Source organism: Massilia sp. WG5, assembly GCF_001412595.2.
In the GTDB taxonomy this organism is placed as follows: Bacteria; Pseudomonadota; Gammaproteobacteria; order Burkholderiales; family Burkholderiaceae_D; genus Telluria.
In genome coordinates this window covers 1,670,743-1,683,583 of the sequence record NZ_CP012640.2, presented here as the reverse complement: position 1 = coordinate 1,683,583, position 12,841 = coordinate 1,670,743, and the positions used below count along the sequence as shown (strand labels likewise).

Genomic DNA, 12,841 nt, shown 5'->3' with positions numbered 1-12,841 from the left:
CGTAAGCTGTCTACGGATAGCTGAAAGATCGACGTGACCGCAGGAAGAAGGGAAGCCTGAGCACTGTTGCGCGATACGTATCTCGTCAGGAACGAGCATCCGATCAATCTCCCTATGGGTCTTGAAAGGAAACGTAATGAGTCATGACGCAGCAGTTCCCATCACGGGCGCTGAAATAGTTGTTCGTTGCCTCGCGGAAGAGGGCGTGAAACACGTCTTCGGTTATCCCGGCGGCGCGGTCCTCTATATCTACGACGCCATCTTCAAGCAGGACAAATTCCAGCACATCCTGGTACGCCACGAACAGGCGGCCATCCACGCAGCCGACGCCTATTCGCGCAGCTCGAACGAAGTCGGCGTGGCCCTGGTCACGTCCGGTCCGGGCGTGACGAATGCCGTCACCGGCCTCTCCACCGCCTATATGGATTCGATTCCGATGGTGGTGATCTCGGGCCAGGTGCCGACCCACGCGATCGGCCAGGACGCTTTCCAGGAGTGCGACACGGTCGGCATCACCCGTCCGGTCGTGAAACACAACTTCCTCGTCAAGGACGTGCGCGACCTCGCCGCGACGATGAAGAAAGCCTTCTATATCGCCCGCACCGGCCGTCCCGGCCCGGTCCTGGTCGATATCCCGAAGGACATCAGCATGCAGAAGGCCCTGTACGAGTATCCTCGCGACGTCGAGATGCGCTCGTACAAGCCGGTCGACAAGGGCCACGCGGGCCAGATCCGCAAGGCCGTGCAGCTGCTGCTGTCCGCCGAACGCCCGATGATCTACACCGGCGGCGGCGTGATCCTGGCGAACGCCTCGAACGAACTGAACCGCCTGGTCGACAAGCTCGGCTTCCCGGTCACCAATACGCTGATGGGCCTGGGCGCCTACCGCGCCTCCAGCGGCCACTTCGTCGGCATGCCGGGGATGCACGGCACCTACGAGGCGAACATGGCGATGCAGCACTGCGACGTGCTGGTCGCGATCGGCGCCCGCTTCGACGACCGCGTGATCGGCAACCCGAAGCACTTCGCCAGCAATCCGCGCAAGATCATCCATATCGACATCGACCCGTCGTCGATCTCGAAGCGGGTGAAGGTCGACATCCCGATCGTCGGCAACGTCAAGGACGTGCTGGTGGAACTGCTGTCCCAGCTCGACGCGGCGGAACAGAAGCCGAACGAACCGGCGCTGCAGAAATGGTGGCAGCAGATCGGCGAATGGCGTTCGCGCGAATGCCTGAAATACACGCCGTCCAGCGAGGTCATCAAGCCGCAGTCGGTGGTCGAGACCCTGTGGCAGGTCACCGGCGGCGACGCCTTCGTCACCTCCGACGTCGGCCAGCACCAGATGTGGGCCGCGCAGTACTACCCGTTCAACCAGCCGCGCCGCTGGATCAATTCGGGCGGCCTGGGCACGATGGGCGTGGGCCTGCCGTACGCGATGGGCGTGCAGATGGCGAATCCCGACGCCACCGTGGCCTGCATCACCGGCGAGGGTTCGATCCAGATGAACATCCAGGAGCTGGCGACCTGCAAGCAGTACCACCTGACGCCGAAGATCATCCTCCTGAACAACCGTTTCCTGGGCATGGTGCGCCAGTGGCAGGAGCTCGACTATAACTCGCGCTATTCCGAGTCCTACATGGATTCGCTGCCCGATTTCGAGAAGCTGGCCGAGTCCTACGGGCACGTCGGCATGCGCATCGAGAAACCGGGCGACGTCGAGGGCGCGCTGCGCGACGCCTTCGCCATGAAGGACCGCCTGGTGTTCATGAACTTCATCACCGACCGCAGCGAGAACGTCTGGCCGATGGTCAAGACGGGCAAGGGCCTGTCGGAGATGCTGCTGAGCTCGGAGGACCTGTAATGCGCCACATTATTTCAGTCCTGATCGAGAACGAAGCGGGCGCCCTGTCGCGCGTGGTCGGCCTGTTCTCCGCACGCGCCTACAACATCGAGACCCTGACGGTGGCGCCGACCGAAGATGCGACGCTGTCGCGCATGACCATCGTGACCTCCGGCTCGGACGACATCATCGAGCAGATCACGAAACACCTGAACCGCCTGATCGAGGTGGTGAAGGTGGTCGACCTGACCGAAGGCCAGCACATCGAGCGCGAGCTCATGCTGATCAAGGTGAGGGCGGTCGGCAAGGAGCGCGAAGAGATGAAGCGCACCGCGGACATCTTCCGCGGCCGCATCATCGACGTGACCGAGAAGACCTACACGATCGAGCTGACCGGCGCCAAGAGCAAGCTCGACGCCTTCATCGACGCCATCGACCGCGCTTCCATCCTCGAGACCGTCCGCACGGGCGGCTCCGGCATCGGCCGGGGCGAGCGCATTTTGAAAGTTTAAAGCGGCATGCGTGGGCACGGGGTGCCCACCCTACCGTAGGGCGGGCACCCGTGCCCGCGAACCAAATACACCAAAACACAGGATCTAAAAATGAAAGTTTTCTACGATAAAGACTGCGACCTCTCCCTCATCAAAGGCAAGAATGTCGCCATCATCGGCTACGGCTCGCAAGGCCACGCGCACGCCCAGAACCTGTCCGAATCCGGCGTCAACGTCACCGTCGGCCTGCGCCGCGGCGGCGCCTCCTGGACCAAGGTCGAGCAGGCCGGCCTGAAGGTCGCCGAAGTCAACGAGGCAGTGAAAGCCGCCGACGTCATCATGATCCTGCTGCCGGACGAGAACATCGCCCAGGTCTACAAGGAAAACGTCGAGCCGAACGCCAAGCAGGGCGCGGTGCTGGCCTTCGCGCACGGCTTCAACGTCCATTACGGCCAGGTCGTGCCGCGCGCCGACCTCGACGTGATCATGGTTGCGCCGAAGGCCCCGGGCCATACCGTGCGCGGCACCTACACCCAGGGTGGCGGCGTGCCGCACCTGGTGGCCGTGTACCAGGACAAGTCGGGCGCAGCCCGTGACATCGCGCTGTCGTATGCGATGGCGAACGGCGGCGGCCGCGCCGGCATCATCGAGACCAACTTCCGCGAAGAGACCGAGACCGACCTGTTCGGCGAGCAGGCCGTGCTGTGCGGCGGCGCCGTCGAGCTGATCAAGGCAGGCTTCGAGACCCTGACCGAAGCCGGCTACGCGCCGGAAATGGCCTACTTCGAGTGCCTGCACGAGCTGAAGCTGATCGTCGACCTGATCTACGAAGGCGGCATCGCGAACATGAACTACTCGATCTCGAACAACGCGGAATACGGCGAGTACGTGACCGGCCCGCGCATCGTGACCGAAGACACCAAGAACGCCATGCGCCAGTGCCTGAAGGACATCCAGACCGGCGAGTACGCCAAGTCCTTCATCCTCGAGAACAAGGCCGGCGCCCCGACCCTGATCTCGCGCCGCCGCCTGAACGCCGAGCACCAGATCGAACAGGTCGGCAGCAAGCTGCGCGCGATGATGCCGTGGATCGCGAAGAACAAGCTGGTGGACCAGTCGAAGAACTAAGCCGTCGGCTGCCACCTGCGAACGCCGTTCCCGCCGCTGCGGGAGCGGCGTTTTTTTATGCGTGTGAGTCCCAGCCCGAGCCCGGTCGCCAGCATCACCCACTCCGCCGGCTCCGGCACCGCGGAAACCGTCCAGGCCTGAGCGCTGCCGAACACGCCGTAGCCGAGCAGCGCGAACGCCGTCGCGTCGCTGTCGTTCGCCCAGTTCACGCTCAGGGTGCGGGCGGCGCTGTCTTCGAGCCGGTCATCGCCGAAGATCACCTGGTTTCCCACGTGGACCTCGGCGGCATCCTTGTATTCCACGTTGACGTCGGGCCACAGCAGCAGCGAGGCCGTGGCGCTGCCGATGCGCGTGTGGCCGCCGGCGTCGGGCGTCATGCTCATCGCCAGCGTCACGTCCAGGCTCAGCATGACGGCCGTGTGCGGCGCCAGGTCGACCGACATCAGCGGCCCGTCCACCCGGGCCTGCAGGATCGTGCCGTCGAGGTCCGGGCGCAGGGTGGCGAAGGAGAGGCCGATCGCGGAATTTTCCAGGCTGCCGCCATTTCGGTAAAAGCCCTGCACCCGTGAATCCCCCGGCCACCCTGCCGACAGGCTGAGCGAATCCAGGCTCTGGCCCTGCCGGTAACTGGCCGGCTTGCCGGGCGCCTCGGCCGAGACGCTGATATAGGCCGCGCCCGGATCGTACAGCCTGAGGCCGGGGGACTTGCCGTCGTTCGGCGCCAGGTCGGTGAGGGTGTAGCGCAAGCCGCCGGCCTGGACCTCGGCCTGGATCTGGGCAAGGGCGGGCAACTGCGGCGCCAGCAGGGCGAGTCCGCAGCCAAGGACGAGGTGGTAGTGGCGCATGGCATGCTCCTCGAAAGCCTGTCATGCAGCCTATACCCGCCAAGTCCGCTTGTCCGGTGCGCGTCTGGCGTGCGCGACAAATGCACTCATTTGCAAACGTTTGCAACTTTCCATTACAGAAACTCGACAGCGGCGCAAAACACGGTATCGTTCGGCCTGATACGAACTCACAGGAGAACAGCCATGCGCGCATCGACGCTCATCCTCGCCGCCAGCCTCGGCCTCGGCCTGGCCCCCATGCTGGACGCCCAGGCGCAGACCGCCGCCGTGGCGACGACCAGCGGCACCCTGGTCATCGTCCCGGCCTTCGGCGAAGTCAGGCACGCGAATGACGAAGCCACCGTCACCTTCTCGGTCGAGGAGCAGGACAAGGACCGCGCCGCCGCCACCGCGCGCGTGAACCAGAAGATGAAGCAGGGCACGGACATCGTCCGCAGGGAAGACCCGCAGGCCGTGCTGAAGACGGTGAATTACTACAGCTACCCGGTGTATCCGGAAGTGCCGGACACGCCGCGCCCGCTGGCGACGCCGGCCGCGCGCCGCATCCCGATCGGCTGGCGCGTCGGCCAGTACCTCGAAGTCAGGACCCGCAACCTCGACAATCTGCCGAAGACGGCCGCCGCGGCCCAGAAGGTGCTGGGGATCAGCAATATCGACTACCACCTCAGCCCCGAGCTGACCAGGAAGCTGGACGACGAGCGCATCGCCGCCACCTACCGCAACCTGAACGAGCGCATCGCCTCGATCGCGCGCGCGATGGGCCGGAACGTGGGCGACGCCGTGATCGATACCGTCGACTTCGAAGGCAGCGGCAATTACGTGGGCGGCGCCGAGGCGGCGGCCGCGCCGATGGCGATGATGCGCGGCAAACGTGCCGACAGCGCCGAGATGCCCGAGCCCAGCTTCGAGCCGGGCGAGACCCGTCTGCAGATGCGGCTGGTCGGCAAAGTGAAATTCAGGTAATTCAGGTAACAGTATCGGTTCGCTAACGGCGCGGCGCGGCCATATAATGGCAAGGTTCGCGCCCGCGCGCGCTGTTACCGAATAACAATACTATGCCAACATTCCCACGCCGCAGAAAGAACGGCGCGCCCAAGACCGGTCGTTTCGGCCGCTTCAGCCGCTTCAGCCGGGTGCCCCGCAAGGCCGACGCCGAGGCCCGTCCGCGCCGCGGCATCTACCTGCTGCCCAACGCCTTCACCACCGCCGCCCTGTTCGGCGGCTTCTACGCCATCGTGATGGCGATGAACCAGCGTTTCGATCATGCCTGCTGGGCCGTGTTCATCGCCATGATCCTCGACGGCCTGGACGGCCGCGTGGCGCGCCTGACCAACACCCAGTCGGAGTTCGGCGCCCAGTACGACTCGCTGTCCGACATGGTGTCCTTCGGCGCCGCGCCGGCCCTGGTGATCTACGAATGGTCGCTGCGCGGCCTGGGCAAGCTGGGCTGGATCGCCGCCTTCGTCTACTGCGCCGGTGCCGCGCTGCGCCTGGCGCGCTTCAACACCAATATCGAAGTGGTCGACAAGCGCTTCTTCCAGGGCTTGCCCAGCCCGGCCGCGGCGGCCCTGGTGGTCGGCTTCGTGATGATGATGACCGATCCCGAGATCAATATCAGCCCGGCCAAGGTCGACTGGATCTCCTGGAGCCTGGCCCTGTTCGCCGGCCTGACCATGGTCACCAACGTGCCGTTCTACAGCTTCAAGGACGTCAACTTCCGCAAGTCGGTGCCCTTCATCGTGGTGTTCCTGATCGCGCTGTTCTTCGCCCTGCTGGCGATCGACCCGCCGAAGGTCCTGTGGCCGCTGTTCGTGGTCTACGGCCTGTCGGGCTATGTGGTCTACTTCTGGCGCCTGGCCAAGGGCAAGCCGGTCAGCATCGTGCAGACCGAGGAGGAGACGCTCGATCCGAGCGAGCGGCGCTGAGCCGCGCGCCCGGTGGTATGCTGCAGCCATGAGCGATAATTCCGATATTGAACTGTCCGGCCCCTTCCAGGCCAAGGACAGCCAGGGCCGTACCCTCGACGTCAAGGCGATCCGCATCTTCGACGAGGGCTACGGGATCATCGACGTATACGTGGATTTCAAGGCCCGGCTCGAACCCGGCGCCTACAAGGATCCGGTGCTGGTCCGCCAGATCATCGACCGCCTCCGGGCCGTCGGCTACAAGGGGCCGGACTTCGGCCACAGCGATCCGGGCCTGCAGGAGAGCCGCCTGGTCGTGCTCGAGGCGCCGGAGGAATTCGCGGCCTTCGCCAAGAGCCGGGGCTGGAAGAATTTGGCCGAGGATTTCGACGAGTAAGTACGCCTGATAAAACCGTTCGAGATACCGCCAATAGATGAGCGAGCGGGCAAGCGAAAGGAATGCCTGATGGATGTCTGCTCGTCGCTCATGTCGGATGCGCGAGTCGTGCACTCCGGTTCTCGGTCGGTATCGGCAGGCTCTGTCTCCAATTCAGCAAAGTCGCGGGGGCAAGCAGATGCCGCCAACTTTTCAGTATCCAAAAAGCGACTAGGCATCCTTATATCGAACAGCGACACTTGCTGTCCCAGCGCATCGGTTGGGGAAGCAGATTCGCCAGATAGCGCCGATGTTGACACTGCCAAGCGGCGCGCCACATAATGAACCACGTTTTGCGAGTACGGAGGAAGTCGTGCCACGGCCTTCGATCATCCGCAAGAGTAGTGCGGCAAACCGGGTCACGCCCAACTGGACCGACTATGAAGGGCTGCGCGCCGCCTTCTCATGGGAGGCGGCGCGGCGTGAGCTGGCGGGCCTGCCGCAAGGCGGCCTGAACATAGCACATGAAGCGGTCGACCGGCACGCCAGCGGCGCCGCAAGAGACAAAACGGCGTTCCGCTTCCTCGGCGTTGAACAACGTCACGATCTCAGTTACCTTGAACTTTCCTTGTTGACCAACCGGTTCGCCAACGTGCTGCGCACGCTCGGCGTCGGCAAGGGCGAGCGCGTGTTCGTGCTCGCCGGCCGCATTCCCGAACTCTACATTGCGGTGCTGGGCAGCCTCAAGAACGGCTGCGTGGCGTGTCCGATGTTTTCCGCCTTTGGGTCGGAACCGATTGCGACACGCATGACCATCGGCGATGCGCGCGTACTGGTCACGACCAGCTCGCTGTACCGGCGCAAGATCATGCCGATCCGGGCTCGACTTCCCTTTCTGCGGCATGTGCTCCTGGCGCGCGAGAACGGAGACGACGAACCGCTTCCCGACACCGAAGACCTGAAGCACCTGCTGGCGCAGGCGTCCGACCGCTTCGAGATCGGGCCCACCGACCCCGAGGAACTCGCGCTGCTGCACTTTACCAGCGGTACCACCGGCACGCCAAAGGGTGCCATGCACGTGCATGGCGCGGTGCTCACCCACTGGGTCAGCGGCAAGTATGCACTCGACCTGCATCCGGATGACATCTTCTGGTGCACTGCCGATCCGGGCTGGGTCACGGGCACCTCTTACGGCATCGTCGCACCGCTGCTGCACGGCGTCACCTCGATCGTCGATGCTGCCGACTTCGATGCCGAGCGCTGGTATGGCATCCTGCAAAATGAGCGGGTGAGCGTCTGGTACACGGCGCCGACGGCGATCCGGATGCTGATGAAGGCGGGTAATGCGATTCCCCGTAAATATTCCTTCCCGGCCCTTCGATTCATCGCCAGCGTCGGCGAGCCCCTCAATCCCGAAGCGGTTTGGTGGGGACAGGAAGTGCTAGGGCTGCCGATCCACGACAATTGGTGGCAGACCGAAACGGGCGGCATCATGATCGCCAACACGCCCGGGTTCGACATCAAGCCCGGCTCGATGGGACGCCCGCTGCCCGGGGTCGAGGCCTGCATCGTGCGGCGCGATGCCGAAGGCAAGGTCGACGTCGTCCTTGAACCCGGCATCGAAGGCGAACTTGCGCTGCGCCGCGGCTGGCCCGGCATGATGCGGGGCTACCTGAACAACGAGGAACGCTATCGCAAATGCTTCGCGGACGACCTCTACCTGACGGGCGACCTGGCGCGGCGCGACGCGGACGGCTATTTCTGGTTCGTCGGCCGCAGCGACGACGTGATCAAGTCGGCAGGGCACCTGATCGGCCCCTTCGAGGTCGAAAGCGCACTGATGGAACATCCAGCGGTCGCCGAGGCCGGCGTGATCGGCAAGCCCGATCCGACCGTTGGCGAAGTCGTCAAGGCCTTCGTCTCGCTGCGCGCCGGCTACGCGGACTCGGAGCAGTTGCGCAAGGCGCTGCTGGGCCACGCGCGCAGCCGGCTGGGCGCTGTGATGGCGCCAAAGGAAATCGAGGTGGTCGCGTCGCTGCCGCGCACGCGCAGCGGCAAGATCATGCGGCGCCTGCTGAAGGCGCGCGAACTGGGCCTGCCGGAAGGCGATATCTCCACCCTGGAGTCGAGCCAATGAGCCCGCCCATCAGCCAAGCGATGAGCCCTGCCGAAGCCGCACTGTCCGCCGCTTGGCCGCCCAGCGCGCCGCGGGATCGTGCGTTCTGCCATGCGCTGCTGGCCGATATGCAGCGTATCCGCCGCATGGAGGAAAAATCGGCTGAGCTTTACGGCGCCGGCAAGATCCGTGGCTTCCTGCACCTGTACGTTGGCCAGGAGGCGGTCGCGGTCGGAGCGCTGCATGCGCTGGCGCCTGAAGACAACGTCATCGCGACCTACCGCGAGCACGGGCACGCACTGGTGCGCGGGGTGCCCATGAACACGATCATGGCGGAGATGTTTGGCAAGCTGGCCGGCTGCTCGCACGGGCGCGGCGGCTCGATGCACCTGTTCGACCGCGACCGCCATTTTTACGGCGGCAACGCGATCGTGGGCAGCGGCATCGCGCTTGCGGCCGGGTTGTCGCTGGCCGACAAGACGCGGGGGACAGCACGCGTGAATGCCTGCTTCTTCGGCGAGGGCGCGATGGCCGAGGGCGTGTTCCACGAAACGGCGAACCTGGCGGCGCTGTGGAAGCTGCCGCTGTTGTTCATTTGCGAAAACAATTTTTATGCGATGGGCACGGCGCTTGCCCGTTCCGAGTCGCAGACCGACCTGTGCGCCAAGGCCGCCGCCTACAACATGGCTGTCGGCAGGGCGAACGGCATGGACGTGCTTGCGGTGCACGAGGCGGCCGCGCTCGCCGCCGGCCACGTGCGCGCCGGAAAAGGGCCGTACTTCCTCGAATGCCAGACCTACCGGTTTCGCGCGCACTCGATGTTCGACCCCGACCTGTACCGCGATCCGGCCGAGATCGAGGCATGGAAGCAGCACGGGCCGCTGCACGCGTTCACGGCGCGCCTGAAGGCCGAGGGCAAGCTGACCGAAGACGAGTTCCTGGCGCTGGACGCCGAAGCCCGGAGCGAAGTCGAGGCGGCGGTGGCCTTCGCCGACGCCGCCGCCTGGGAGCCGGTCGAAGACCTGGCAAAAGACCTGCTCGGCGGGGACGCAGCACCATGAAGATGAGTTACCGCGAGGCGATGCGCGCGGCCCTGCACGAAGCGCTGGTGTCGGACCCGCGCGTCTTCCTGATGGGCGAGGATGTCGGCAAATATGGCGGCTCGTACGCCGTGTCGAAAGGCTTCCTCGACGAGTTCGGGCCCGAGCGGATCCGCGACACGCCCTTGTCCGAACTCGGCTTCGTCGGCGCCGGGATCGGCGCGGCGCTGGGCGGCATGCGCCCGGTCGTCGAAATCATGACCGTCAACTTCAGCCTGTTGGCCCTGGACCAGGTCGTCAACACGGCGGCAGCGATGCGGCACATGTCGGGTGGCCAGTTCGGCGTGCCGCTGGTGATCAGGATGGCGACCGGCGCGGGCCGCCAGCTGGCGGCCCAGCATTCGCACAGCCTGGAAGGGTGGTACGCGCACATCCCCGGCATCCGCGTGCTGGCCCCGGCGACCGTGGCCGACGCGCGCGGCATGCTGGCCCCGGCGCTGGCCGATCCGGACCCGGTGATCATCTTCGAGCATGCGCAGTTGTACAACATGGAGGAAGAGTTCGGCGACGCGCCGCCGGCGCCCTGGTGCGCCATCGATGGCGCCGCGGTGCGCCGCGCCGGCAGCGACCTCACCCTGATCGCGTACGGCGGCTGTGTGCCGAAAGCCTTGCAGGCGGCCGGGGAACTGGCCGCCGCCGGGATCGAGGCCGAGGTGATCGACTTGCGCGTGCTGCGGCCGCTCGACACGGACACGATCGCCGCTTCGGTGCGCAGGACGCGGCGTGCGGTGGTGGTCGACGAAGGCTGGAAGAGCGGCAGCCTGGCCGCCGAGATCGTCGCGCGCATCATGGAAAACGCGTTCTACGACCTCGACGCCCCGGTGGCCCGCGTGTGCAGCGCCGAAGTGCCGGTGCCGTATGCGCGCCACATGGAACTGGCCGCCTTGCCGCAAGCCGAAGACATCGTTGCCGCGGCACGCACACTGGTGGGGCAGGCATGATCGAATTCAAGCTTCCCTCGCTCGGTTCCGACATGGACCAGGGCAAGCTGCTGGCCTGGCATGTCAAGCCGGGTGACGCGGTCAGGAGCGGGCAGGTGGTGGCCGTGGTCGACACCTCCAAGGCTGCGGTCGATGTCGAAGCCTGGAACGACGGCACCGTGCTCGAGCTGGTGGTACAGCCGGGCGAGACGGTGCCGGTCGGCGCGGTGCTGGCGACTTTGCTGGAGCCGGGCGAAACGGAGGAGCATGCGCGCGCGGCGCAGCGCAGCCGGGCAGCGGCTGTACCCCCGCCGTCGCCGGCGGCTGGCGTGGCTCCCGAGGCCGGGCCCCCATCCGAGGGCCGACGTCCGGTGTCCCCAGCCGCGCGCAGGCGCGCACGCGAGGCCGGTATCGACATCGAGGGTGTCATCGGTACCGGTCCCGGCGGCGCCGTCACACTGCAGGACGTCGAAAACGGGATACTTGCCGCGTCGTCCGCGCCGGCACCGGCGGATCGCCAGCGCGAGATGCGCAAGTCGATCGCGGCCGCCATGAGCCGTTCCAAGCGCGAGATTCCACACTACTACCTGAGCGAGACGGTGCCGATGCGCCGTGCCCAGGAATGGCTGGCCGAAGCCAATGCCGCGCGGCCCATCACCGAGCGCCTGCTGATGGCCACGCTGCAATTGAAGGCGGTCGCGCTGACGCTCCAGGACTACCCCGACCTGAACGGTTTTTTTCGCGACGGCGCCTACCAGGGATCAAAGCAAGTGCATGTCGGCGTCGCCATCGCGCTCCGCCAGGGTGGCCTGGTTGCGCCCGCGCTGCACGACGTCGCAGTCAAGCCGCTCGAGCAGCTGATGCGCGAGCTGTCCGACCTGGTGCGCCGTGCGCGCGCCGGATCGCTGCGCAGTTCCGAGATGTCCGAGCCGACCATCACGGTCACCAATCTCGGAGAGGAGGGCGCTGAAGCCGTGTTCGGCGTGATCTATCCGCCGCAGGTGGCGCTGGTCGGCTTCGGCCGGATCATGGAGCGGCCCTGGGCAAGCGCCGGCGGACTGTCTGCCATGCCGGTGGTCACGGCAAGCCTGGCGGCCGACCACCGGGTGTCGGATGGCCATCGCGGCGCCATGTTCCTTGTGAATCTGCGCGAACGCCTGCAGCGCCCGGCCGAACTTTGAGGAGCAGAAGCAATGAACGAGCAGGATCTGTTGGCGGGCGTGATGGCGGAACTGACGTCGATCGCGCCCGAAGTCGATCCGGCCGGACTGACGCGCACCAGGCTGCTGCGCGAACAGGTCGACCTCGACTCGATGGACTGGCTGAATTTCCTGATTGGCTTGCACCGGCGTTTCAAGATCGACATTCCGGAGTCCGATTACGGCAAGCTGCGCACGCTTGACGACCTCACCGGATACTTGGGCGCCAGGCTGGCCTGAACAGGCATGGGAGACAATGTGATGAGTACCTTGATGAAGCTCGCGCTCGGCAAAATGGGGCAGCTGCGGCCCAAGCCGCAACTGGGAGAATCAGCGTCGACGATCGCACTGCCGGCGCCGGCGTGCAAGGGAGGGATGCCGCTGATGGAGGCGCTGGCGGCACGCCATTCGTCGCGAGAGTTCGCGCCGCACGAGCTGGCGCCGCCGCTGCTGTCCGCGTTACTGTGGGCGGCCTGCGGAGTGAACCGACCGGACGGAAAGCGCACCGCACCATCCGCGATGAACGCGCAGGAAATCGACGTGTTCGTCGCGCTCCCGGGTGGCGCATATCGCTACGAAGCGCAGGGGCACCGGCTCGAACTGGCGGCGCCGAACGACCTGCGCAGCATCACCGGTTATCAGGACTTCGTGGACGACGCGCCGATGGGCCTGGTCTACGTAGCCGACCATGCCCGCATGCGACTCGTTCCGGTGGACAGGCGCGCCGCGTATGCGTATACGGCGGCAGGGGCGACGGCGCAGAACGTCTACCTGTTTGCCGCCGCGAACGGCCTCGCCAGTGTGATCCGTGCCTGGATCGACCGCGAAGCGATCGCCGACGCGCTCGGCCTTACACACGACCAGGAAGTGCTGCTGTCGCAGACCGTCGGCTATCCGAAGGAAGGCGCTTGAGCACCCG

13 protein-coding genes are annotated in these 12,841 nt (G+C 65.8%); 12 read left to right on the top strand and 1 reads right to left on the bottom strand.

What is annotated here, in order from left to right:
• The first annotated feature begins 136 nt into the window (after positions 1 to 136).
• The 3 genes from AM586_RS07415 (at position 137) to ilvC (ending at position 3,462) form a co-directional block, all read left to right on the top strand.
• Positions 137 to 1,864 (top strand): acetolactate synthase 3 catalytic subunit, encoded by a 1,728-nt coding sequence (locus AM586_RS07415; RefSeq protein ID WP_047826309.1) that lies wholly within the window; start codon positions 137 to 139, stop codon positions 1,862 to 1,864.
• Positions 1,864 to 2,355 carry an acetolactate synthase small subunit gene (gene ilvN / locus AM586_RS07410; protein WP_047826308.1) on the top strand — a complete coding sequence of 164 codons (492 nt, stop codon included), beginning with the start codon at positions 1,864 to 1,866 and terminating at the stop codon, positions 2,353 to 2,355. Before AM586_RS07415 ends, ilvN begins: the two co-directional genes overlap by 1 nt.
• Positions 2,356 to 2,445: 90 nt before the next feature.
• The gene (gene ilvC / locus AM586_RS07405; protein WP_047826307.1) at positions 2,446 to 3,462 is read left to right on the top strand and encodes a ketol-acid reductoisomerase; all 1,017 of its coding nucleotides are present in this window, start codon (positions 2,446 to 2,448) and stop codon (positions 3,460 to 3,462) included.
• Here the strand turns inward: ilvC and AM586_RS07400 are convergent.
• Positions 3,459 to 4,307 (bottom strand): PEP-CTERM sorting domain-containing protein, encoded by an 849-nt coding sequence (locus AM586_RS07400; RefSeq protein WP_047826306.1) that lies wholly within the window; start codon positions 4,305 to 4,307, stop codon positions 3,459 to 3,461. The genes ilvC and AM586_RS07400 overlap by 4 nt on opposite strands.
• Before the next feature lie 183 nt (positions 4,308 to 4,490).
• On the opposite strand from AM586_RS07400, the gene AM586_RS07395 reads away from it, so the two are divergent.
• From AM586_RS07395 to AM586_RS07355, 9 genes are all read left to right on the top strand, one after another.
• Positions 4,491 to 5,270, top strand: coding sequence for an SIMPL domain-containing protein (locus tag AM586_RS07395; protein ID WP_052234431.1), 780 nt, complete (start codon positions 4,491 to 4,493; stop codon positions 5,268 to 5,270).
• A gap of 92 nt (positions 5,271 to 5,362) precedes the next feature.
• Entirely contained in the window at positions 5,363 to 6,232 is an 870-nt protein-coding gene (gene pssA / locus AM586_RS07390; RefSeq protein ID WP_047826305.1) for a CDP-diacylglycerol--serine O-phosphatidyltransferase, read from the top strand.
• Positions 6,233 to 6,260: 28 nt separating this feature from the next.
• On the top strand, positions 6,261 to 6,608 hold the full coding sequence (locus AM586_RS07385; RefSeq protein WP_047826304.1) for a hypothetical protein: 348 nt from the start codon (positions 6,261 to 6,263) through the stop codon (positions 6,606 to 6,608).
• 352 nt (positions 6,609 to 6,960) lie between these two features.
• On the top strand, positions 6,961 to 8,724 hold the full coding sequence (gene acsA, locus AM586_RS07380; RefSeq protein WP_047826303.1) for an acetate--CoA ligase: 1,764 nt from the start codon (positions 6,961 to 6,963) through the stop codon (positions 8,722 to 8,724).
• Positions 8,721 to 9,764: a pyruvate dehydrogenase (acetyl-transferring) E1 component subunit alpha gene (pdhA, locus tag AM586_RS07375; protein ID WP_257791535.1), complete on the top strand. Its 1,044-nt coding sequence runs from the start codon at positions 8,721 to 8,723 to the stop codon at positions 9,762 to 9,764. The genes acsA and pdhA overlap by 4 nt, the downstream gene beginning before the upstream one ends.
• Positions 9,761 to 10,744 carry an alpha-ketoacid dehydrogenase subunit beta gene (locus AM586_RS07370; RefSeq protein ID WP_047826302.1) on the top strand — a complete coding sequence of 328 codons (984 nt, stop codon included), beginning with the start codon at positions 9,761 to 9,763 and terminating at the stop codon, positions 10,742 to 10,744. Before pdhA ends, AM586_RS07370 begins: the two co-directional genes overlap by 4 nt.
• Positions 10,741 to 11,904 carry a dihydrolipoamide acetyltransferase family protein gene (locus tag AM586_RS07365; RefSeq protein WP_047826301.1) on the top strand — a complete coding sequence of 388 codons (1,164 nt, stop codon included), beginning with the start codon at positions 10,741 to 10,743 and terminating at the stop codon, positions 11,902 to 11,904. The genes AM586_RS07370 and AM586_RS07365 overlap by 4 nt, the downstream gene beginning before the upstream one ends.
• Positions 11,905 to 11,916: 12 nt before the next feature.
• Complete coding sequence (locus AM586_RS07360) at positions 11,917 to 12,162, top strand: acyl carrier protein (RefSeq protein ID WP_047826300.1); 246 nt, start codon at positions 11,917 to 11,919, stop codon at positions 12,160 to 12,162.
• 21 nt (positions 12,163 to 12,183) lie between these two features.
• Entirely contained in the window at positions 12,184 to 12,834 is a 651-nt protein-coding gene (locus AM586_RS07355) for a nitroreductase family protein (RefSeq protein ID WP_052234433.1), read from the top strand.
• Positions 12,835 to 12,841 lie beyond the last annotated feature (7 nt).

What these genes read in the sequence shown, in the direction of transcription:
- AM586_RS07415 (WP_047826309.1), top strand. Translation starts at nt 137, where the DNA reads ATGAGTCATGACGCAGCAGTTCCCATCACGGGCGCTGAAATAGTTGTT.
- ilvN (WP_047826308.1), top strand. Translation starts at nt 1,864, where the DNA reads ATGCGCCACATTATTTCAGTCCTGATCGAGAACGAAGCGGGCGCCCTG.
- ilvC (WP_047826307.1), top strand. Translation starts at nt 2,446, where the DNA reads ATGAAAGTTTTCTACGATAAAGACTGCGACCTCTCCCTCATCAAAGGC.
- AM586_RS07400 (WP_047826306.1), bottom strand. Translation starts at nt 4,307, where the DNA reads ATGCGCCACTACCACCTCGTCCTTGGCTGCGGACTCGCCCTGCTGGCG.
- AM586_RS07395 (WP_052234431.1), top strand. Translation starts at nt 4,491, where the DNA reads ATGCGCGCATCGACGCTCATCCTCGCCGCCAGCCTCGGCCTCGGCCTG.
- pssA (WP_047826305.1), top strand. Translation starts at nt 5,363, where the DNA reads ATGCCAACATTCCCACGCCGCAGAAAGAACGGCGCGCCCAAGACCGGT.
- AM586_RS07385 (WP_047826304.1), top strand. Translation starts at nt 6,261, where the DNA reads ATGAGCGATAATTCCGATATTGAACTGTCCGGCCCCTTCCAGGCCAAG.
- pdhA (WP_257791535.1), top strand. Translation starts at nt 8,721, where the DNA reads ATGAGCCCGCCCATCAGCCAAGCGATGAGCCCTGCCGAAGCCGCACTG.
- AM586_RS07370 (WP_047826302.1), top strand. Translation starts at nt 9,761, where the DNA reads ATGAAGATGAGTTACCGCGAGGCGATGCGCGCGGCCCTGCACGAAGCG.
- AM586_RS07365 (WP_047826301.1), top strand. Translation starts at nt 10,741, where the DNA reads ATGATCGAATTCAAGCTTCCCTCGCTCGGTTCCGACATGGACCAGGGC.
- AM586_RS07360 (WP_047826300.1), top strand. Translation starts at nt 11,917, where the DNA reads ATGAACGAGCAGGATCTGTTGGCGGGCGTGATGGCGGAACTGACGTCG.
- AM586_RS07355 (WP_052234433.1), top strand. Translation starts at nt 12,184, where the DNA reads ATGAGTACCTTGATGAAGCTCGCGCTCGGCAAAATGGGGCAGCTGCGG.